Genomic DNA, 20741 nt, shown 5'->3' with positions numbered 1-20741 from the left:
GTTTTTCACGCAATCGTTAACCTGATTGGCTTACGCCACAACAGAGCGTAAAATAACGCCGTTTTTGTATGAATGAGACTACGATGAGCGATCTGTTTACTTCTCCCGACCATACTCTTGATGCGCAGGGGCTGCGCTGCCCGGAGCCCGTCATGATGGTGCGTAAAACCGTGCGTGGTATGCAGGCCGGTGAGACGCTGCTGATTGTTGCAGACGATCCGGCGACAACCCGCGATATTCCCGGCTTCTGTACTTTTATGGAACATGAACTGGTGGCCAAAGAGACCGACTCGCTGCCGTACCGCTATTTAGTGCGCAAAGGGCAGTAATCTTGTTATGCCGGATGGCGCTAACGCTTATCCGGCCTACAAGGGCGGTGTAACCTGTAGGCCTGATAAGCGAAGCACCATCAGGCGAGAAACAGGCACTATCCTTTACGCAACAACCGCAGCGCGTTGGCGGTTACCAGCACTGTTGCCCCCGTATCTGCCAGTACTGCCAGCCACAATCCGGTTATCCCCAGCAGCGTGGTAACAAGGAAAATCCCTTTCAGACCCAACGCAATCGCAATATTTTGTCGAATATTGGCGTGGGTTGCGCGCGCCAACTGGATCATTTGCACTAGGCCACGCAGACGGTTATGCGTCAGGGCCGCATCGGCAGTTTCCAGCGCAACATCGGTTCCGCTACCCATGGCAATGCCGATGGTGGCGGCTTTCATCGCCGGAGCGTCGTTGATCCCATCGCCGACCATCGCCAGTGGTGACAGTTGGTTGAGCTGGGTAACGGACTGTACCTTGTCTTCCGGTAATAGCCCCGCTTTGAATTCAAGCCCCAGTTCAGCGGCAATAGCGGCGGCTGCGCGAGGATTGTCGCCGGTCAGGATCACCCCTTTCACACCGAGTTGATTCAGCTCGCTGATGGCGGTGCGGGCATCGTCGCGCAGCGTGTCCTGCAAGGCCAGTACGCCGAGAACGGCATCGTTACGCACGACCAGCACGACGGTTTGGCCTGCGCTTTCCAGTTCGCTTATCTGCCCGGCAAAGGCATCAGCAGGATGTTTGCCTGCCGCGCAAATCAGTACGCGCTCGCCGTTTACCTGTGCTTCAATCCCTGAGCCAACCAGCGCACGCTGTTCTGTCGCCAACGGAATACTCAGTTCACGCGTCTGTGCTTCACGGACAATGGCCTGGGCCAGCGGATGCGTTGCGCCTTGTTCAACTGCCGCTGCCAACGCCAGCAGTTCGGCTTCGTCTAGCCCGCTTGCCGGATGAATCGCCGTGACGCGCGGTTTACCGACGGTCAGGGTGCCGGTTTTATCAAACGCCACCTGCGTGACTCTGCCCAACTGTTCCAGGGCGGCACCGCCTTTGATTAACGCCCCGCGACGCGCCGCTGCGGCTAATCCGGAAGTGATTGCGGCAGGGGTTGAAATAACCAGTGCACACGGACAACCGATCAGCAGCAGCGTTAGCCCTTTATAAATCCATTCCTGCCAGGAAGCGGCAAACAGCAGCGGCGGTACGAGCGTGACCAGCAAGGCAATCGCCATGATGGCCGGGGTATAAATCCGGCTGAAGCGATCAATAAAACGCTCTATAGGGGCGCGACGCTCTTCGGCCTCTTCAATCAGTTTCAAAATACGGTCAATCGCACTGGCACCGGGTTCAGAGAGAACCTCGAGAGTGACCAGTCGGTCTACGCTGGTGGCACCTGCCGGGACTTTTTCGCCCAATGCTCGCTCAACCGGAATAGATTCACCTGTCAATGCGCTTTCATCAAAGCTGGCAAAACCCGAAACCAGTTTAGCGTCGGCGGGTAAACGTCCTCCGGCGGCAACTTCAATGATGTCGCCTGGCTGGAGGGTGTTAATGGCCACCTCTTCGCGCTCGCCGTTACGCAGACGCGTGGCGGTTTCCGGCTTCAGCGCCATTAGCGCGCTGACCCCTTTACGGGCGCGGCTGGCAGCCCATCCTTCCAGGCGTTCACCAATTAAAAACAACAGCAGTACCATGGCCGCTTCCGCCGTTGCACCGATAAACAATGCTCCGATGGCGGCGACGCTCATCAGCGTTTCAATGGCAAAGTAGCTACCGGTCTTCATCAGGCGCAGCGCCTGACGTGCAATGGGGTACAGACCCACCAGTGTGGTGGCGATAAAGGCTATCTGGCCGAAGGGGTGATTGAACTGCTCCAGTCCCCAACTGATGGCCATCATGATAATCAATGAAATCAGTGGCAGGTTTTCTTTAAACCGTGATTCGGGGGCTTCTTCTGGCGCCTGCTCATCACGCAGAGTGTAGCCGGCTTTCTGCACTGCGCTTTCAATTTGCTGGCGGACATCGTAACCGGCATCCACCACCAGTTTTTCAGTGGCGAACAGAACCTGGACCTGGTTAACGCCGCTGACCTGGCGGACCGCATTCTCTACTTTTCGGGCGCAGGCCGCACAGTCCATGCCCGCCACTTTCCAGGAATAGCGAGTACCTATTACGGTTGCAGAAACGGGTGGTGGGGTTGAGCAACTGCCTTCACAGCAGCAGTCATCAGCTTTCTGCGGTGTAGGCGCGAGCTTGAATGAAGAAAACTGTGGGGCTTTTTTGCCATTGGCCTCTGGTGTCGACATGGCATCCTCCGATTGATAATCATTTCGTATTAACCGGAGGATACACTCTGGAGTCGACTCCAGAGTCAAGGGTTTTTAAAGATACAGCGAACGAACAATCAGGAAATGCCCAGCGAAGTAGCAAGCCGCCGCAATCGCGTTATCCGCGCGGAAGCGGTAACGGTAATGGCTCCCCAGCCAGACAAAGTTGCCAATGAACAGTAATGAGGCCCCCAAAAATGCTGACAGCGCCGGAGCCGTCGGGCGGAAGAACCACAGTTCACCTGCCATCCAGACCATCATCAGAGTAATACCGACAAAAGTACATATGGCGATACGCAGTTCTTCCAGACGTGTCCAGATCACGGCGATCAGCAACGCACCTAACACCAGCAGCACCAGCGGTAAAGGCCAGAAGAACGACAGCGTCATTTGGCTGGCGAAGTAAATGGTATACAGCAGGTGTGACAGGAAAAACGCGCCAATGGCGTACAACAGACGTTGACGTGGCAATAGCGTCAACGCATCACCCAGCAGCGAGGCAAGCAAGCCGGCCAGTACCAGGTAGCTGATGGCGTTAAACATTGGCGCCTGCCAGGCCAGCAGCAGCAGGAGCAATAACGTCAGGGGTTTAAAGACCCAGCGTTGCCAGGCGGGCCCACGATAGGAAGCATCCACGAACAACCATGCGGAAAGACAAACAGCGATAAACGACCAAAGCATCTTAGTTCCTTGAATTCGTTATTTTTTCGTAAGCGGGGTGCTTACGGCTCTATTGACCAGTGTAGAGTCCGATACCGCCAGATGACAACACCATAACAGGCAAGGTATGCTTATTTCCGCATTTTCTGATGGGTTAATAATATGAGTAAGCCACCCCTTTTTTTTATTGTGATCATTGTCTTAATCGTTATTGCCGCGTCGTTTCGCTTTGTCCAGCAGCGGCGGGAAAAAGCGGAAAATGATGCTGCACCGTTGGTGCAAAAGAGGGTGGTGGTGAGTAATAAGCGAGAGAAGCCGCTAAATGACCGGCGTTCACGTCAACAGGAAGTGACGCCAGCGGGCACCAGCATGCGCTATGAAGCCAGCTTCAAACCGCAAAGCGGCGGCCTGGAGCAGACCTTTCGCCTTGATGCCCAGCAGTATCATGCGTTAACGGTTGGCGACAAAGGCACGCTGAGCTACAAGGGTTCGCGTTTTGTTGATTTTACCCAACGAATGCCGGATGGCGGCTGATGCCTTATCCGGCCTACAAGTCCGTAGGCCCGGTAAACAGAGCGCCACCGGGCGAAGGGATCTCAATTTATTTCTTCAACTGGCTCTTAATCTTCTTCTGCCACACCAGCAACTCAAATACGCCAAACAGAAAAATACGGATTTTCTCGCCGCGGGTCATTTGCGGGCCATCTTTCGGCATGGTTGATTTCAGCAGCGCCAACTGCATGCCGTGCATCAGCACCATAAACACCAGCGCCACATTCACGAAGATATTGAGCGGACGTGGGAACGGTTGAAAAATATTCAGGAGCAGGAATGCCCAGACACACAGCATTAACAGACGACCCAGATTAATCAGCATGTTGCTCTCCTTGTGCTTCACGTTGATACAGGCGATAAGCAACCTGCCCAGCCACTTTTTCGCGGTACAACGACCAGTTAACCGGAACAACAGGCAGGCCGTTTTCGACTTCGCTTTCAACGTAAATATACGCTTCGTTTGCCAGCCAGCCGCGAGTTTCCAGAAGTGTTAATGTTTCTTCCAGTAATCCTTTGCGAAACGGTGGATCAACAAACACTACGTTATGCGGCGTACCCGTCTGGGCTAAAAACGTCAGGGTGTTGGTGTTGATGACGCGGGCATGTGTTGCCTTCAGCGTGGCGAGATTTTTTTGTAACTGCTGCGAAACCGCGCGATCCATCTCCAGAAGCGTGGCATCTGCCGCATAGCGGGAGAGTGCTTCCAGAGCCAATGCGCCGCTGCCAGCAAAGCAATCAAGGCAACGAGCATCGACCATCACCGGGGCCAGCCAGTTAAACAGCGTTTCGCGTACACGGTCGGTCGTTGGGCGTAAACCCGGACTGTCCGGAACCGGGAGTTTACGGCCTCGCCATTGCCCGCCAATAATGCGGATCTGACCGCTGCCTGAGTGATTCGGTTTTTTCATTTCTATTATTGCTCAATCCGCCTATAGCATGTCATTCCAGGCGGTGATGTGAGTTAAGTTAAGTGATAGACTATTTCATCATTTTTTTAGCTGCTATGTACATAGCGTTGACGCTGTGCCATGAAGCAACAGCGGGGGAGTGTAGTCGCAAATGGCGAAAGAGAAAAAACGTGGCTTTTTTTCCTGGCTGGGCTTTGGTCAAAAAGAGCAGGCACCGGAAAACGAGACAGAACTAAAAAACGAAGAACAACAACCGGTTACTGAAGAAGCAACCGTCGTTGATGAGCCGTCACGCGCGCAGGAAACGCATAGCGAGGCAGAAACTGAAGCCTTTGCCGCTGAAGTTGTTGAAGTCACTGAACAGGTTGCGGAAATTGAAAAACTGCAGCCGGAAGAAGAACCTGTTGCTCAACAACAGCAACCGGTCGTTGAATCCATAGTGGAAACTCCGGCACCCGCGGCAGTGACCGAACACGAAGAATTACCGCTGCCGGAAGAGGTTAAAGCCGAAGACGTTTCACCAGAAGAGTGGCAGGCTGAAGCGGAAACCGTTGAAATTGTTGAGGCCGTTGAAGAAGAAGCTGAAAACGAGCCACAGCTAACTGATGAAGAGCTGGAAGCACAGGCGTTGGCAGCTGAAGCGGTGGAAGAAATTGCTGAAGATGCCGCGATTGTTGAGCCTGTTGAAGACACGCCAGCAGCAGAAGAGGCGGTGGTAGAAGACGCTGTGCAGGAGCAGGAAAAACCGACGAAAGAAGGTTTCTTTGCGCGCCTGAAGCGTAGCCTTCTGAAAACCAAAGAAAACCTCGGTTCCGGATTTATCAGTCTGTTCCGTGGTAAAAAGATCGACGATGATCTGTTTGAAGAGTTGGAAGAGCAACTGCTGATCGCCGATGTGGGCGTAGAAACGACCCGCAAGATCATTGCGAATCTGACGGAAGGCGCCAGCCGCAAGCAGCTCAAAGATGCAGAAGCGTTGTACGGCCTGCTGAAAGATGAGATGGGCGAGATTCTGGCTAAAGTTGATGAACCGCTGAATGTTGAGGGTAAAACGCCATTTGTTATCTTAATGGTTGGTGTTAACGGCGTGGGTAAAACCACCACCATTGGCAAGCTGGCGCGTCAGTTTGAGCAGCAGGGTAAATCAGTGATGTTGGCGGCGGGCGATACTTTCCGTGCCGCGGCGGTAGAGCAGTTGCAGGTCTGGGGTCAGCGTAACAATATTCCGGTGATTGCTCAGCATACCGGTGCGGATTCTGCCTCCGTTATCTTTGACGCCATTCAGGCGGCGAAGGCGCGAAACGTAGATGTGCTGATCGCTGATACCGCAGGGCGTTTGCAGAATAAATCGCACCTGATGGAAGAATTGAAAAAAATCGTTCGTGTGATGAAGAAGCTGGACGAAGATGCGCCGCATGAAGTTATGCTGACTATCGATGCCAGCACCGGGCAGAATGCGATAAGCCAGGCCAAACTGTTCCATGAAGCGGTGGGTTTAACCGGTATCACCCTGACCAAGCTGGACGGAACGGCGAAAGGTGGGGTCATTTTCTCGGTTGCCGATCAGTTTGGCATCCCTATCCGCTATATCGGTGTGGGCGAACGTATCGAGGATTTACGTCCGTTTAAAGCGGGCGATTTTATAGAGGCACTTTTTGCCCGAGAGGATTAACAATGATTCGCTTTGAACATGTCAGCAAGGCCTATCTCGGTGGGAGACAAGCGCTGCAGGGAGTCACATTCCATATGCAGCCTGGCGAGATGGCGTTTCTGACCGGCCACTCCGGCGCGGGTAAAAGTACCCTGCTGAAGCTGATCTGTGGAATTGAACGGCCCAGCGCCGGGAAGATCTACTTCAGCGGGCACGACATCAGCCGTTTGAAAAACCGTGAGGTGCCGTTTCTGCGTCGCCAGATCGGCATGATTTTTCAGGATCACCACCTGTTGATGGACAGAACCGTCTTCGACAACGTGGCAATCCCACTGATCATTGCGGGTGCCAGCGGTGACGATATTCGTCGTCGCGTGTCGGCGGCGCTGGATAAAGTCGGGCTGTTGGACAAAGCGAAAAACTTCCCGATTCAACTCTCCGGCGGTGAACAGCAGCGTGTGGGCATCGCCCGCGCGGTGGTGAACAAGCCTGCGGTACTGCTGGCGGATGAACCGACGGGGAACCTGGATGACGCTCTGTCAGAAGGGATCCTGCGTCTGTTCGAAGAGTTTAATCGCGTCGGGGTAACGGTATTAATGGCGACGCACGATATTGGGCTGATCTCCCGTCGTTCTTATCGCCAGCTTGTCCTGAGTGACGGACACTTGCACGGAGGCCTGGTGAATGAATAGACGCGACGCTATCAATCAAATCAAACAGTTCGGTGGACGACTGGATCGTTTCCGTAAATCGGGCGGTGCGCCCGGAGAGGGCGGTCGCAACGCGCCAAAACGTGCGAAAGCGTCGCCAAAACCGAACTCGCGTAAAACCAACGTCTTTAACGAGCAAGTGCGCTATGCGTTCCAGGGGGCGTTGCAGGACCTGAAAAGCAAGCCGCTGGCGACGTTCCTGACGGTGATGGTTATCGCTATCTCACTGACGTTGCCAAGTGTTTGTTACATGGTCTACAAGAACGTGAACCAGGCGGCAAGCCAGTATTACCCGTCCCCGCAGATCACCGTATATCTGCAAAAAACGCTGGATGATGATGCGGCGGCACGTGTGGTGGGGCAGTTACAGGCCGAGCAGGGCGTGGAGAAAGTGAATTACCTCTCCCGTGACGATGCGCTGGGCGAATTCCGTAACTGGTCCGGCTTTGGCGGCGCGCTGGATATGCTGGAAGAAAACCCACTTCCGGCCGTGGCGGTGGTGATTCCGAAACTGGATTTCCAGGGCACGGAATCACTGAACACGCTGCGTGATCGCATTGCACAAATCAACGGTATCGATGAAGTTCGCATGGATGACAGCTGGTTTGCGCGACTGGCGGCGTTAACGGGCCTGGTCGGTCGTGTGTCAGCGATGATTGGCGTGCTGATGGTCGCGGCGGTCTTCCTGGTCATCGGTAACAGTGTGCGTCTGAGCATTTTTGCGCGTCGCGATACCATTAACGTGCAGAAACTGATTGGTGCAACGGATGGATTTATCCTGCGTCCGTTCCTTTACGGCGGTGCGTTGCTCGGTTTTTCTGGCGCATTTCTTTCACTGATTTTGTCAGAAATTTTGGTGATGCGACTGTCGTCAGCGGTCACGGAAGTGGCGCAAATTTTTGGAACGAAGTTTGATATCAACGGCTTATCATTCGATGAGTGCCTGCTGCTCCTGCTGGTATGCTCAATGATTGGCTGGGTGGCAGCCTGGCTTGCCACGGTTCAACATTTACGCCACTTTACCCCCGATTAAAAAATCTCTGGTATAATCTTTCCCTGCACTGAGTAGTTCGCTCTGCAGGGAAAGAGCCCTGTTTTCTCTTCCCGGCGCATTCATCGTGATGTCACATTTTGTGCGTAATTTATACACATTACGACATGGAACTTGTGGATAAAATCACTGTCTGATAAAAGATTGAATGATATTCTCGTTGCTCATAAGCTCTGGCATGGTTGTTGCTATTGGTTTTTACCAACGCCAGATGACAAAGATTGAGAGGATTTGAATGACCAAAGAAATGCAAAATTTAGCTTTAGCCCCTGTTGGTAACCTGGAGTCTTACATCCGGGCTGCGAACGTGTGGCCGATGTTGTCGGCTGACGAGGAGCGGGCGCTGGCTGAAAAGCTGCATTACCAGGGCGATCTGGAAGCAGCTAAAACGCTGATCCTGTCTCACCTGCGCTTTGTTGTTCATGTTGCTCGTAACTACGCGGGCTATGGCCTGCCGCAGGCGGATCTGATTCAGGAAGGTAATATCGGCCTGATGAAAGCCGTGCGTCGATTCAACCCGGAAGTGGGTGTGCGCCTGGTTTCCTTCGCCGTGCACTGGATCAAAGCTGAGATCCACGAATACGTTCTGCGTAACTGGCGTATCGTGAAGGTCGCGACCACCAAAGCACAGCGTAAGCTGTTCTTTAACCTGCGCAAAACCAAGCAGCGTCTGGGCTGGTTTAATCAGGATGAAGTGGAAATGGTTGCCCGCGAGCTGGGCGTTTCCAGCAAAGACGTGCGCGAAATGGAATCCCGTATGGCGGCGCAGGACATGACGTTTGACATGTCTTCGGACGACGAGTCCGACAGCCAGCCGATGGCCCCGGTTCTGTATCTGCAGGATAAATCCTCCAACTTTGCTGATGGCATTGAAGAGGATAACTGGGAAGATCAGGCCGCGAACAAGCTGACTCACGCAATGGAAGGTCTGGACGAGCGTAGCCAGGATATTATCCGTGCCCGCTGGCTGGACGAAGACAACAAGTCTACGTTGCAGGAACTGGCCGATCGCTACGGCGTTTCCGCTGAACGTGTTCGTCAGCTTGAAAAGAACGCCATGAAAAAACTGCGCGCCGCAATCGAAGCGTAATTTTCACGAATGGCCAATCAACCCTCGAATGTGAATTCGGGGGTTTTTTTTAGGCCGGATAAGGCGTTTACGTCGCCATCCGGCAAAATGTTTGCCCGATGGCGCTTTGCTTATCGGACCTACGTCCTTTCCTCCTCTCCCCCAATGCGAATTTGTTATCTGGATGTAAATTTAACTATTCCAAAATAATAAAAATCGGGTATGTTTTAGCAGAGTATGCTGCTAAAGCACGGGTAGCTATCCAATAATCGATATAAAGTGCTGAACAACAACATCACAACACACGTAATAACCACAATAATGGGGATTGTCAGGATGAATATGAAGGGTAAAGCGTTATTGGCAGGATGTATCGCCCTGTCTTTGAGCAATATGGCCTTTGCTAAGGATATTAAAGTTGCCGTCGTCGGCGCGATGTCCGGCCCGGTGGCGCAGTATGGCGATCAGGAATTTACCGGCGCAGAACAGGCTATTGCGGATATCAACGCCAAAGGCGGCGTGAAGGGCGACAAACTGGTCATGGTGAAATATGACGATGCCTGTGACCCGAAACAAGCGGTAGCGGTTGCTAACAAAGTGGTCAACGACGGGATTAAATACGTTATCGGCCACCTGTGCTCATCGTCCACTCAACCTGCGTCAGATATCTATGAAGACGAAGGTATTCTGATGATCACCCCTGCGGCAACGGCACCGGAACTCACCGCGCGCGGCTATAAACTGGTGATGCGTACCACCGGCCTGGATTCCGATCAGGGCCCAACGGCCGCCAAATATATCGTTGAAAAAGTGAAACCGAAGCGTATTGCTATCGTTCACGACAAACAGCAGTACGGCGAAGGCCTGGCGCGCTCCGTGCAGGACAACCTCAAGAAAGCCAACGCTGACGTGGTGTTCTTCGACGGGATCACCGCCGGTGAGAAAGACTTCTCTACGCTGGTGGCGCGTCTGAAGAAAGAGAACATCGATTTTGTTTACTACGGCGGTTATCACCCGGAAATGGGCCAGATCCTGCGCCAGTCTCGTGCCGCAGGCCTGAAGACCCAGTTTATGGGGCCTGAAGGAGTCGCGAACGTGTCGCTGTCTAACATTGCGGGTGAATCGGCAGAAGGTTTGCTGGTGACTAAGCCGAAGAACTACGACCAGGTACCGGCGAACAAACCGATTGTGGATGCTATCAAAGCCAAGAAACAGGACCCAAGCGGTGCATTTGTGTGGACGACCTACGCCGCACTGCAGTCTTTGCAGGCCGGTCTGAACCAGTCTGACGATCCGGCTGAAATTGCCAAATACCTGAAAGCCAATACCGTGGAGACCGTGATGGGGCCACTGTCATGGGATGCGAAGGGCGACCTGAAAGGCTTCGAATTTGGCGTGTTTGATTGGCATGCTAATGGTACGGCGACTGATGCTAAATAATTGAGTGCCGGGTGGCGGCTTCGCCTTACCCGGCCTACAACGAGCACTTCGTAGGCCGGGTAAGCAAAGCGCCACCCGGCTTTCTTTTAGCGTTTCTCCCAGCCATCCGCCTGTGCTGTAAACCCTAACGCCTGCATAAACGCCGCCATCACGCTGCGGTCTTCAACGCCAACATCCGCCATCCACCATGAACTCACACTTGGGTTTTCGCGGATCACCTCTTCTATCAAATACTGCCCGACGCCGCGGCGACGGGTGATATCGCGTACACGTAAGGAATCCAGTGCACCTTGCGTACCGCTCAGGGTGACGCGTACTGCGCCAAGCAGGCGCTCGTTAAAGCGTGCGGCATAGATCCGGTGCGTTTCATCTACGCTTAATGATGAGGCGGAATATTCCGGCCAGATTTTGCCAAGATCGATGAGATCCTGAGCACTAAAGTTTTCTAAACGAACGATGGTCAGCTTCATTAACAGCATGTCCAAATCACAAAAGATGGAATCAGTGTACCGAAATAATTTACTCGGATGCTTTCTCTTTTTTATGCGATTAACCAGGTTAATCGTTTTGTGACAACAGCAATGGCAGTTTGAAACAGCAAAGATTGAAAAACAGGCAGAATAATACCCTGGAATGCAGCATTTTATTCGGCTCTTTGTACCGTTATTTTATGCTGACAAACGCACTTTTTTTTGTTTATCTATAGTGAAAAGCAGAATATTATCTTTTCTTAATCGACTGAAATATAGAGATTTTAGCCTGATTTTGCTTAAAAAACTGTGCTAAACCATTAATGAGACTGGTAAAAATAGTACAGTTCAAAAAAAGCACAGTCTGCTTTTTAACCATATAAATACAAAATATTAATTACGTCACGAATGGGGATTCAGGTAATGAAACGGAATGCGAAAACAATCATCGCAGGGGTGATAGCACTGGCAATGTCGCATGCTGTCATGGCAGAAGATATCAAGGTAGCTGTTGTCGGGGCGATGTCAGGTCCGGTCGCGCAGTGGGGCGATATGGAATTTAATGGCGCACGTCAGGCGATTAAAGATATCAATGCCAAAGGTGGGATCAAAGGCGACAAGCTGGTCGCCGTGGAATATGACGATGCCTGCGATCCGAAACAGGCCGTTGCCGTCGCGAACAAAATCGTCAATGACGGCATTCAGTACGTAATTGGTCACCTGTGTTCTTCATCGACTCAACCGGCATCAGATATTTACGAAGACGAAGGCATTCTGATGATTTCTCCGGGAGCGACTAACCCGGAACTGACGCAGCGTGGTTACGCGCACATCATGCGCACCGCGGGTCTGGATTCCTCTCAGGGGCCGACTGCCGCGAAATACATCCTGGAGAAGGTGAAACCACAGCGTATCGCCATCATTCATGACAAGCAGCAGTACGGTGAAGGCCTGGCGCGTTCGGTGCAGGACAGCCTGAAAGCAGGAAAAGCCAACATCGTCTTCTTTGATGGGATCACCGCCGGGGAGAAAGATTTTTCTGCGCTGATCGCCCGCCTGAAAAAAGAAAATATCGACTTCGTTTATTACGGTGGCTACTACCCGGAAATGGGGCAAATGCTGCGTCAGGCGCGTTCAGTTGGCCTGAAGACGCAGTTTATGGGACCAGAAGGTGTAGGCAATGCCTCACTGTCTAACATTGCCGGTGATGCCGCGGAAGGCATGTTGGTTACTATGCCAAAACGCTATGACCAGGACCCGGCGAATAAAGCTATCGTCGATGCGCTCAACGCTGAGAAGAAAGATCCAACCGGACCTTACGTATGGATCACCTACGCAGCCGTTCAGTCACTGGCGACAGCGATGGATCGTAGCGGTAGCAAAGAGCCGTTAGACCTGGTGAAAGATCTGAAAGCACACGGGGCTGATACCGTGATTGGGCCGCTGAAATGGGACGAAAAAGGCGATTTGAAGGGATTTGAGTTTGGTGTCTTCCAGTGGCACGCGGATGGTTCATCGACTGTCGCGAAGTAATACCTGAAGACGCGTTATCCCACCGCCCGTGCAAAACGGGCGGGTTTAAAAAGGTTACCTTATGTCCGAGCAGTTCCTCTATTTCTTGCAGCAGATGTTTAACGGCGTCACGCTGGGAAGCACCTACGCGCTGATCGCCATTGGCTACACGATGGTGTACGGCATTATCGGCATGATCAACTTCGCCCACGGCGAGGTGTATATGATCGGCAGTTATGTCTCCTTTATGATCATCGCTGCGCTAATGATGATGGGCATTGATTCCAGTTGGCTGCTGGTCGCCGCGGGATTCGTCGGTGCCATTGTGATTGCCAGCGCCTACGGCTGGAGCATTGAACGCGTGGCGTATCGGCCCGTACGCAGCTCCAAGCGCCTGATTGCGCTGATTTCCGCCATCGGGATGTCTATCTTCCTGCAAAACTACGTCAGTCTGACGGAAGGCTCACGCGACGTGGCACTGCCTAGCCTGTTTAACGGTCAGTGGACTGTCGGTAGCAGTGAAAACTTCTCTGCGTCCATCACCACCATGCAGCTGGTTATTTGGATTGTGACCTTCCTTGCGATGCTGGCGCTGACGCTGTTTATCCGCTATTCGCGTATGGGACGCGCCTGTCGTGCCTGTGCGGAAGACCTGAAAATGGCTAGCCTGCTCGGCATTAACACTGACCGCGTGATCGCGCTGACTTTTGTGATTGGCGCAGCAATGGCGGCGGTAGCAGGTGTATTGCTTGGACAGTTCTACGGTGTAATTAACCCCTATATTGGCTTTATGGCCGGGATGAAAGCCTTTACCGCGGCGGTTCTTGGCGGTATCGGTAGCATTCCTGGGGCGATGATCGGCGGCCTGATTCTGGGCGTGGCGGAAGCGCTCTCCTCTGCTTATCTGAGTACGGAATACAAAGATGTGGTGTCATTCGCACTGCTGATTCTGGTGCTGCTGGTAATGCCGACCGGTATTCTGGGTCGCCCGGAGGTAGAGAAAGTATGAAACCGATGCATTTTGCAATGGCGCTGCTTTCAGCGGTCATGTTTTTCATCCTGGCGGGCGTCTTCATGGGCGTTCAACTTGAACTGGATGGCACGAAGCTGGTGGTGGATACCGCTGCGGATATCCGCTGGCAGTGGGTGTTTATCGGTACCGGCGTGGTCTTTCTTTTCCAACTGCTGCGTCCCGTTTTCCAGAAGAGCCTGAAGAGCGTCTCCGGACCGAAGTTCATTCTGCCGGCGATTGATGGCTCAACCGTTAAACAGAAGCTGTTCCTGGTGGCGCTGCTGGTCATTGCTGTCGCATGGCCATTTATGGTGTCGCGCGGCACGGTGGATATCGCTACGCTGACGATGATTTATATCATCCTCGGCCTCGGCTTAAACGTGGTGGTCGGCCTTTCCGGCTTGCTGGTGCTGGGCTACGGCGGATTTTATGCCATTGGTGCGTATACCTTTGCGCTGCTGAATCACTATTACGGTCTTGGTTTCTGGACCTGTTTGCCGCTGGCTGGGCTGGTATCGGCGGCGGCAGGATTCCTGCTTGGCTTCCCGGTTCTGCGTCTGCGCGGCGACTACCTGGCGATAGTGACCTTAGGCTTTGGCGAAATCGTGCGTATCCTGTTGCTCAATAATACTGAAGTCACCGGTGGCCCGAACGGTATCAGCCAGATCCCTAAACCCACCTTTTTCGGTCTGGAATTCAGCCGTAGCGCCCGTGAAGGCGGCTGGGATACCTTCAGCAACTTCTTTGGTGTGAAATACGATCCCTCTGACCGTGTGATTTTCCTCTACCTGGTGGCGCTGCTGCTGGTGGTCTTCTCGCTGTTTGTCATCAACCGCCTGTTGCGTATGCCGCTGGGCCGTGCATGGGAAGCGCTGCGTGAAGATGAAATTGCCTGCCGCTCACTGGGCTTAAACCCTACGCGCATCAAGCTGACCGCCTTTACCATCAGCGCTGCGTTTGCCGGTTTTGCCGGAACGCTGTTTGCCGCGCGCCAGGGTTTTGTCAGTCCGGAATCGTTCACCTTTGCTGAGTCGGCCTTTGTGCTGGCGATTGTCGTGCTGGGGGGGATGGGATCGCAGTTTGCGGTGATCCTGGCGGCTATCCTGCTGGTGGTCTCACGTGAGCTGATGCGTGATTTCAATGAATACAGCATGTTAATGCTGGGTGGTTTGATGGTACTGATGATGATCTGGCGTCCGCAGGGCTTGCTGCCGATGACCCGTCCACAGTTGAAACTGAAAAACGGGGAAGCAAAAGGAGAGCAGGCATGAGTCAGCCATTATTATCGGTTAGCGGCCTGATGATGCGTTTTGGCGGCCTGCTGGCAGTCAACAATGTGTCTTTGGATTTGCATAAAAAAGAGATTGTCTCTCTGATTGGACCGAACGGCGCGGGGAAAACCACGGTCTTCAACTGCCTGACCGGGTTCTATAAGCCGACCGGCGGGACGATTAAGCTGCGCGACCAGCACCTTGAAGGGCTGCCGGGCCAGCAAATTGCGCGTATGGGCGTGGTGCGTACCTTCCAGCATGTGCGCCTGTTTCGCGAAATGACAGTGATTGAAAACCTGCTGGTGGCGCAGCATCAGCAACTGAAAGCTGGCGTTTTCTCCGGGCTGTTAAAAACTCCGGCTTTTCGCCGCGCGCAGGATGAAGCGCTGGACCGCGCCGCCACCTGGCTTGATCGTATCGGCCTGCTGCAACATGCTAACCGGCAGGCGAGCAACCTGGCCTATGGCGACCAGCGCCGTCTTGAGATTATCCGTTGCATGGTCACTCAGCCGGAAATTCTGATGCTCGATGAACCTGCTGCGGGCCTTAACCCGAAAGAAACCAAAGAGCTGGATGAGCTGATTGCCGAACTGCGCGATCATCACGACACCACCATTCTGCTCATTGAGCACGATATGAAGCTGGTGATGGGCATTTCAGACCGTATTTACGTGGTGAACCAGGGGACGCCGCTGGCGAACGGGACACCGGAGCAGATTCGTAACAACCCGGACGTGATCCGCGCCTATTTAGGTGAAGCATAATGGTGGTGAGGCATAAGATGGAAAAAGTCATGTTGTCTTTTGACAACGTCAACGCCCACTACGGCAAGATCCAGGCACTGCACGATGTCAGCCTGTACATCAATCAGGGTGAAATCGTGACGCTTATCGGTGCCAACGGTGCGGGGAAAACCACGCTGCTCGGAACGCTGTGCGGCGATCCTCGGGCTACAAGTGGGCGTATTGTCTTTGATGGTAAAGATATTACCGACTGGCAGACGGCAAAAATCATGCGTGAAGCGGTGGCGATTGTCCCGGAAGGGCGTCGCGTATTTTCCCGTATGACGGTAGAAGAGAACCTGGCGATGGGGGGCTTTTTTGCCGAGCGCGACCAGTTTCAGGAGCGTATTCAATGGGTATACGACCTGTTTCCACGTCTGCATGAACGTCGTATCCAGCGTGCGGGAACCATGTCTGGTGGTGAGCAGCAGATGCTGGCGATTGGCCGGGCTTTGATGAGCCAGCCGCGTTTGTTGCTGCTCGATGAGCCGTCTCTGGGGCTGGCACCGATCATCATCCAGCAGATCTTTAACACCATTGAGCAATTGCGCGAGCAGGGGATGACGATTTTCCTCGTCGAACAAAACGCCAACCAGGCACTGAAACTCGCTGACCGTGGTTACGTGCTGGAAAACGGTCACGTGGTGCTGGAAGATACCGGTGATGCATTGCTGGCGAACGAAGCGGTGCGTAGCGCTTATTTGGGCGGATAACAGTTATCTAAGTAGATAAGGGGCTCATCAGGCCCCTTTTTTATTGCGCCATGTTATTATTGATAATGATTATCAATAATAAAAATGAACATGGAGAAAGGATGACACGTTCAGGTGCCGGTATGGCGATTGGAATTCTGCTAGTGGCCTGCTCATTCAGTGCGCAGGCAGTGAAAGAGCAAACTTTCGATCCGCGCGATCCTGCGATCTGGCAAGAAAAGCCGGTCAACCCGTCAGCACAATCCAACTCACCCTGCGAGGTATTCAGCAGTTCAGTGTGTCCGGGCTGGGAAGATGAAAAATCGGATATCCAGCGTGACCGTGAGCGGCGGGAGCAGCAGCGTTTACAGAACGAATATGAACGCCGCTGGCGAAGAGAGTAAGACTGGAAACGCAATCATTCATACCTTCAGGGATTGCGAGTTCTGTCCCAGCATTTGTACGCTATATTCTGCATAATCAATAGCTTGATTTATATTTTATATAAATGGTAATTGCATGAATGATTCACCGCGTCAAACTAATGTGCAGCCCATGCCCGCAATTGATGGCGTCACGGTTTCGTTTAATGGGCTGAACTATCTGCGTCCAGAACTCTTGCTGGATTTTGTCAGTATTAGTCCCTCACCGTTGCTCGCCATAACGCCTGTAGCGCTGCTGTATTCCTCTGTGGGCGTGCTTCAGCAAGTCGATTTGCGCAGGCTGCCAGTGGAAGTCTGTGGGCGCGTGGTTTATCCCATCACTTCGCTGAAGCTTCCTGCATTACGGGGAAAACTCATCATCAACGCCCAGTCACGGCGACTCAAGTTTCTGGAAAGCCTGGTAGCGATATCTCCGGAAGATAACATTCATGGTATGCAGATCCTGGGCCTGGCGCTGGAGTTTACGTTCGCACAACCTGAGTGATCTCATCTGTACGGCAAATCTTTTTTGGGCCGGGTAAGGCACTTCCCCGGCTTTGTTGTGCTCCACCCCGCATTTTCCTGTCACTCCGCTTTCACCGCCTTGCCATCTGTTTGTCGCCTTACTATCTTTTTTTTGTAATAAAAAAGTTATTTTTCTGTCATTCGAGCATGTCATGTTACCCCCGCGAGCATAAAACGCGTGATATCGCGCATACGGCACAACAAGAGAGATAACCGATGATATCGTTACGACATACAGCTTTAGGACTGGCACTTAGCCTGGCGTTTGCAGGTCAGGCACTGGCAGTTACCACCATCCCGTTCTGGCATTCAATGGAAGGCGAACTGGGTAAAGAAGTTGATTCACTGGCGCAACGTTTTAATGAGGCTCATCCTGACTACAAAATTGTTCCGCAGTACAAAGGCAACTATGAGCAGAGTCTGAGCGCGGGTATTGCCGCCTTCCGTACCGGAAACGCACCTGCACTGCTGCAGGTTTATGAAGTCGGCACCGCCACGATGATGGCCTCCAAAGCCATTAAACCGGTCTATGAAGTGTTTAAAGAGGCCGGGATTAACTTCGATGAATCTCAGTTTGTGCCGACGGTTTCAGGTTATTACACCGACTCTAAAACCGGACACTTGCTCTCTCAGCCGTTTAACAGTTCCACTCCGGTGCTGTACTACAACAAAGACGCCTTCAAAAAAGCCGGTTTAGATCCTGAACAACCGCCGAAAACCTGGCAGGATCTGGCGGAATACACCGCGAAGCTGAAAGCCGCAGGTATGAAGTGCGGGTATGCCAGCGGCTGGCAGGGCTGGATCCAGATTGAAAACTTCAGCGCCTGGAACGGATTACCGGTTGCGACTAAAAATAACGGTTTTGACGGTACAGATGCAGTACTGGAGTTCAACAAGCCGGAGCAGGTGAAACATATCGCGCTGCTGGAAGAGCTGAATAAAAAGGGCGATTTCAGCTATTTCGGGCGTAAAGATGAATCCACCGAGAAGTTCTACAACGGTGATTGTGCGATTACCACAGCATCGTCCGGCTCTCTGGCGGATATCCGCCACTACGCTAAATTCAACTATGGCGTTGGTATGATGCCATACGATGCTGATGTGAAAGGTGCACCGCAGAACGCCATTATTGGGGGGGCCAGTCTGTGGGTGATGCAGGGTAAAGACAAAGCAACCTACCAGGGCGTCGCGGAGTTCCTCAACTTCCTGGCAAAACCTGAAATTGCTGCTGAATGGCATCAGAAAACAGGTTATCTGCCCATCACCACCGCCGCCTACGATCTGACCCGCGAGCAGGGTTTCTATGATAAGAACCCAGGCGCGGATATCGCAACTCGTCAGATGCTGAACAAGCCGCCGTTGCCGTTCACTAAAGGGCTGCGCCTGGGCAATATGCCGCAGATCCGTACCATCGTGGATGAAGAGCTGGAAAGTGTATGGACCGGGAAGAAAACCCCGCAACAGGCGCTGGATGCTGCCGTTGAACGTGGCAACCAGTTACTGCGCCGCTTTGAGCAATCGACCAAGTCTTAATCGTGAAATGCCGGGTGGCGGCTACGCCTTACCCGGCCTACTCATACCCGTAGGCCGGATAAGCGCAGCGCCATCCGGCACTGCTCAGGAATAAAAACTTCATGTCCTCATCCCGTCCGGTGTTCCGCTCGCGTTGGCTTCCCTATCTACTGGTTGCCCCGCAGTTGGTTATCACCGTTATTTTCTTTATCTGGCCTGCCGGTGAAGCGCTGTGGTACTCACTGCAAAGCGTTGATCCCTTTGGTCTTTCCAGTCAGTTCGTCGGGCTGGAAAACTTTGTCGCACTGTTCCATGACCCGTACTACCTTGATTCGTTCTGGACCACTATCAAGTTCAGCTCGTTGGTTACGGTAAGCGGCCTGTTGGTGTCGTTATTTTTTGCCGCGTTGGTGAATTATGTGGTACGCGGAAGCCGTTTTTATCAAACGCTGATGCTGTTGCCTTACGCCGTTGCGCCTGCGGTTGCCGCCGTGCTGTGGATCTTTCTGTTCAACCCAGGACGTGGGCTGATTACCCATTTTCTCGGTGAATTTGGCTATGACTGGAACCATGCGCAAAACAGCGGTCAGGCGATGTTTCTGGTGGTGTTTGCATCAGTCTGGAAGCAGATTAGTTACAACTTCCTGTTCTTCTTTGCCGCACTGCAGTCGATCCCGCGTTCACTGATCGAAGCGGCTGCAATTGATGGCGCTGGGCCGATTCGCCGCTTCTTTAAACTGGCGCTGCCGCTGATTGCGCCGGTTAGCTTTTTTCTGCTGGTGGTGAACCTGGTTTACGCCTTCTTTGACACCTTCCCGGTGATCGATGCTGCGACAGCGGGTGGGCCAGTGCAGGCTACCACCACGCTAATTTATAAAATCTATCGTGAAGGTTTTGTCGGACTGGATCTCTCCGCATCAGCCGCGCAGTCGGTGGTGCTGATGTTCCTCGTCATTATTTTGACGGTGGTGCAGTTCCGCTATGTGGAAAGTAAGGTGCGTTACCAATGATTGAGAATCGTCGCGGGCTGACAATATTCAGCCATACCATGTTGATTCTGGGGATCATGGTGATCTTGTTTCCGCTGTACGTCGCGTTTGTTGCGGCGACGCTGGATAACAAAGCGGTGTTTGAAACGCCGATGACGCTGGTGCCCGGCACACAACTGCTGGAAAACATGAAATACATTTGGGTCAATGGTGTGGGGGTAAATAGCGCACCGTTCTGGCTGATGATGCTCAACAGTTTCATCATGGCATTCAGTATTACGGTGGGAAAAATCACCGTCTCTATGCTGTCCGCGTTCGCCATTGTCTGGTTTCGCTTTCCTCTGCGTAACCTGTTCTTCTGGATGATTTTTATCACCCTGATGCTGCCGGTGGAGGTGCGTATCTTCCCGACGGTGGAGGTTATCGCCAACCTGAAGATGCTCGACAGTTATGCGGGTCTGACGTTGCCGCTCATGGCATCGGCTACCGCGACATTCCTGTTCCGTCAGTTCTTTATGACGCTACCAGATGAGCTGGTTGAAGCGGCGCGTATTGACGGTGCGTCGCCGATGCGTTTTTTCCGCGATATCGTGCTGCCACTGTCGAAAACCAATCTGGCGGCGTTGTTCGTGATCACCTTCATCTACGGCTGGAACCAGTATCTGTGGCCGTTGTTAATTATTACCGACGTTAACCTGGGCACCGCCGTAGCAGGCATCAAAGGCATGATTGCTACCGGTGAAGGCACTACCCAATGGAACCAGGTGATGGCAGCCATGCTGCTGACGCTCATCCCTCCGGTAATCATCGTGTTAGCCATGCAGCGTGCCTTCGTACGCGGCCTGGTCGATAGTGAGAAATAA

Annotated in this window: 22 protein-coding genes; 17 read left to right on the top strand and 5 right to left on the bottom strand. The window is 53.0% G+C overall.

Annotated features, from left to right (window positions below; genetic code table 11):
• Positions 1-83: 83 nt before the first annotated feature.
• A complete protein-coding gene (gene tusA / locus NNO08_RS01575; RefSeq protein WP_003827551.1) occupies positions 84-329 on the top strand; it encodes a sulfurtransferase TusA in 246 nt (81 codons plus the stop codon).
• 98 nt (positions 330-427) lie between these two features.
• Here tusA and zntA read toward each other — a convergent pair whose 3' ends face one another.
• Both zntA and NNO08_RS01565 read right to left on the bottom strand, forming a co-directional pair.
• A complete protein-coding gene (gene zntA, locus NNO08_RS01570) occupies positions 428-2626 on the bottom strand; it encodes a Zn(II)/Cd(II)/Pb(II) translocating P-type ATPase ZntA (RefSeq protein ID WP_271456039.1) in 2199 nt (732 codons plus the stop codon).
• 75 nt (positions 2627-2701) lie between these two features.
• On the bottom strand, positions 2702-3328 hold the full coding sequence (locus NNO08_RS01565; RefSeq protein ID WP_271456038.1) for a lysoplasmalogenase: 627 nt from the start codon (positions 3326-3328) through the stop codon (positions 2702-2704).
• 141 nt (positions 3329-3469) lie between these two features.
• Between NNO08_RS01565 and NNO08_RS01560 the strand changes: the two genes are divergently transcribed.
• Positions 3470-3841 (top strand): DUF2500 domain-containing protein, encoded by a 372-nt coding sequence (locus NNO08_RS01560; protein WP_202037522.1) that lies wholly within the window; start codon positions 3470-3472, stop codon positions 3839-3841.
• Positions 3842-3908: 67 nt separating this feature from the next.
• On the opposite strand, the gene NNO08_RS01555 is transcribed toward NNO08_RS01560, so the two are convergent.
• Together NNO08_RS01555 and rsmD are read right to left on the bottom strand one after the other, a co-directional pair.
• Entirely contained in the window at positions 3909-4184 is a 276-nt protein-coding gene (locus NNO08_RS01555) for a DUF1145 family protein (protein ID WP_202037523.1), read from the bottom strand.
• Positions 4174-4770: a 16S rRNA (guanine(966)-N(2))-methyltransferase gene (gene rsmD / locus NNO08_RS01550; RefSeq protein WP_271441315.1), complete on the bottom strand. Its 597-nt coding sequence runs from the start codon at positions 4768-4770 to the stop codon at positions 4174-4176. The genes NNO08_RS01555 and rsmD overlap by 11 nt, the downstream gene beginning before the upstream one ends.
• Before the next feature lie 151 nt (positions 4771-4921).
• On the opposite strand from rsmD, the gene ftsY reads away from it, so the two are divergent.
• The 5 genes from ftsY (at position 4922) to NNO08_RS01525 (ending at position 10691) form a co-directional block, all read left to right on the top strand.
• Complete coding sequence (ftsY, locus tag NNO08_RS01545; protein ID WP_271456037.1) at positions 4922-6442, top strand: signal recognition particle-docking protein FtsY; 1521 nt, start codon at positions 4922-4924, stop codon at positions 6440-6442.
• A gap of 2 nt (positions 6443-6444) precedes the next feature.
• The gene (gene ftsE, locus NNO08_RS01540; RefSeq protein WP_137381973.1) at positions 6445-7113 is read left to right on the top strand and encodes a cell division ATP-binding protein FtsE; all 669 of its coding nucleotides are present in this window, start codon (positions 6445-6447) and stop codon (positions 7111-7113) included.
• A complete protein-coding gene (ftsX, locus tag NNO08_RS01535) occupies positions 7106-8164 on the top strand; it encodes a permease-like cell division protein FtsX (RefSeq protein WP_202037526.1) in 1059 nt (352 codons plus the stop codon). Before ftsE ends, ftsX begins: the two co-directional genes overlap by 8 nt.
• Positions 8165-8417: 253 nt before the next feature.
• Complete coding sequence (gene rpoH / locus NNO08_RS01530) at positions 8418-9272, top strand: RNA polymerase sigma factor RpoH (RefSeq protein ID WP_271456036.1); 855 nt, start codon at positions 8418-8420, stop codon at positions 9270-9272.
• A 315-nt stretch (positions 9273-9587) separates the two neighbouring features.
• Positions 9588-10691: a branched-chain amino acid ABC transporter substrate-binding protein gene (locus NNO08_RS01525; RefSeq protein ID WP_271456035.1), complete on the top strand. Its 1104-nt coding sequence runs from the start codon at positions 9588-9590 to the stop codon at positions 10689-10691.
• Positions 10692-10777: 86 nt separating this feature from the next.
• On the opposite strand, the gene panM is transcribed toward NNO08_RS01525, so the two are convergent.
• Positions 10778-11161: an aspartate 1-decarboxylase autocleavage activator PanM gene (gene panM, locus NNO08_RS01520; RefSeq protein ID WP_271456104.1), complete on the bottom strand. Its 384-nt coding sequence runs from the start codon at positions 11159-11161 to the stop codon at positions 10778-10780.
• 423 nt (positions 11162-11584) lie between these two features.
• On the opposite strand from panM, the gene livK reads away from it, so the two are divergent.
• The 10 genes from livK (at position 11585) to ugpE (ending at position 20741) form a co-directional block, all read left to right on the top strand.
• A complete protein-coding gene (livK, locus tag NNO08_RS01515; RefSeq protein ID WP_137381970.1) occupies positions 11585-12694 on the top strand; it encodes a high-affinity branched-chain amino acid ABC transporter substrate-binding protein LivK in 1110 nt (369 codons plus the stop codon).
• A 61-nt stretch (positions 12695-12755) separates the two neighbouring features.
• The gene (gene livH, locus NNO08_RS01510) at positions 12756-13682 is read left to right on the top strand and encodes a high-affinity branched-chain amino acid ABC transporter permease LivH (RefSeq protein WP_003023435.1); all 927 of its coding nucleotides are present in this window, start codon (positions 12756-12758) and stop codon (positions 13680-13682) included.
• On the top strand, positions 13679-14956 hold the full coding sequence (gene livM, locus NNO08_RS01505; protein ID WP_137381969.1) for a branched chain amino acid ABC transporter permease LivM: 1278 nt from the start codon (positions 13679-13681) through the stop codon (positions 14954-14956). The genes livH and livM overlap by 4 nt, the downstream gene beginning before the upstream one ends.
• Entirely contained in the window at positions 14953-15720 is a 768-nt protein-coding gene (gene livG / locus NNO08_RS01500) for a high-affinity branched-chain amino acid ABC transporter ATP-binding protein LivG (protein ID WP_048213581.1), read from the top strand. Before livM ends, livG begins: the two co-directional genes overlap by 4 nt.
• 17 nt (positions 15721-15737) lie before the next feature.
• Complete coding sequence (livF, locus tag NNO08_RS01495) at positions 15738-16451, top strand: high-affinity branched-chain amino acid ABC transporter ATP-binding protein LivF (protein ID WP_271441318.1); 714 nt, start codon at positions 15738-15740, stop codon at positions 16449-16451.
• A 101-nt stretch (positions 16452-16552) separates the two neighbouring features.
• The gene (locus NNO08_RS01490) at positions 16553-16834 is read left to right on the top strand and encodes a hypothetical protein (RefSeq protein ID WP_271456034.1); all 282 of its coding nucleotides are present in this window, start codon (positions 16553-16555) and stop codon (positions 16832-16834) included.
• Between the two features lie 115 nt (positions 16835-16949).
• Positions 16950-17357 (top strand): dTDP-glucose pyrophosphorylase, encoded by a 408-nt coding sequence (locus NNO08_RS01485; RefSeq protein WP_271456033.1) that lies wholly within the window; start codon positions 16950-16952, stop codon positions 17355-17357.
• A gap of 236 nt (positions 17358-17593) precedes the next feature.
• On the top strand, positions 17594-18910 hold the full coding sequence (gene ugpB, locus NNO08_RS01480; protein ID WP_202037531.1) for a sn-glycerol-3-phosphate ABC transporter substrate-binding protein UgpB: 1317 nt from the start codon (positions 17594-17596) through the stop codon (positions 18908-18910).
• Between the two features lie 101 nt (positions 18911-19011).
• The gene (ugpA, locus tag NNO08_RS01475) at positions 19012-19899 is read left to right on the top strand and encodes a sn-glycerol-3-phosphate ABC transporter permease UgpA (protein ID WP_137365820.1); all 888 of its coding nucleotides are present in this window, start codon (positions 19012-19014) and stop codon (positions 19897-19899) included.
• Positions 19896-20741 (top strand): sn-glycerol-3-phosphate ABC transporter permease UgpE, encoded by an 846-nt coding sequence (gene ugpE, locus NNO08_RS01470; protein ID WP_137381964.1) that lies wholly within the window; start codon positions 19896-19898, stop codon positions 20739-20741. Before ugpA ends, ugpE begins: the two co-directional genes overlap by 4 nt.

This window comes from Citrobacter sp. Igbk 17, from assembly GCF_028069775.1.
Classification (GTDB): Bacteria; Pseudomonadota; Gammaproteobacteria; order Enterobacterales; family Enterobacteriaceae; genus Citrobacter.
The sequence above is the reverse complement of the archived record's forward strand: the minus strand, read 5'-3'. Positions and strand labels throughout refer to the sequence as shown.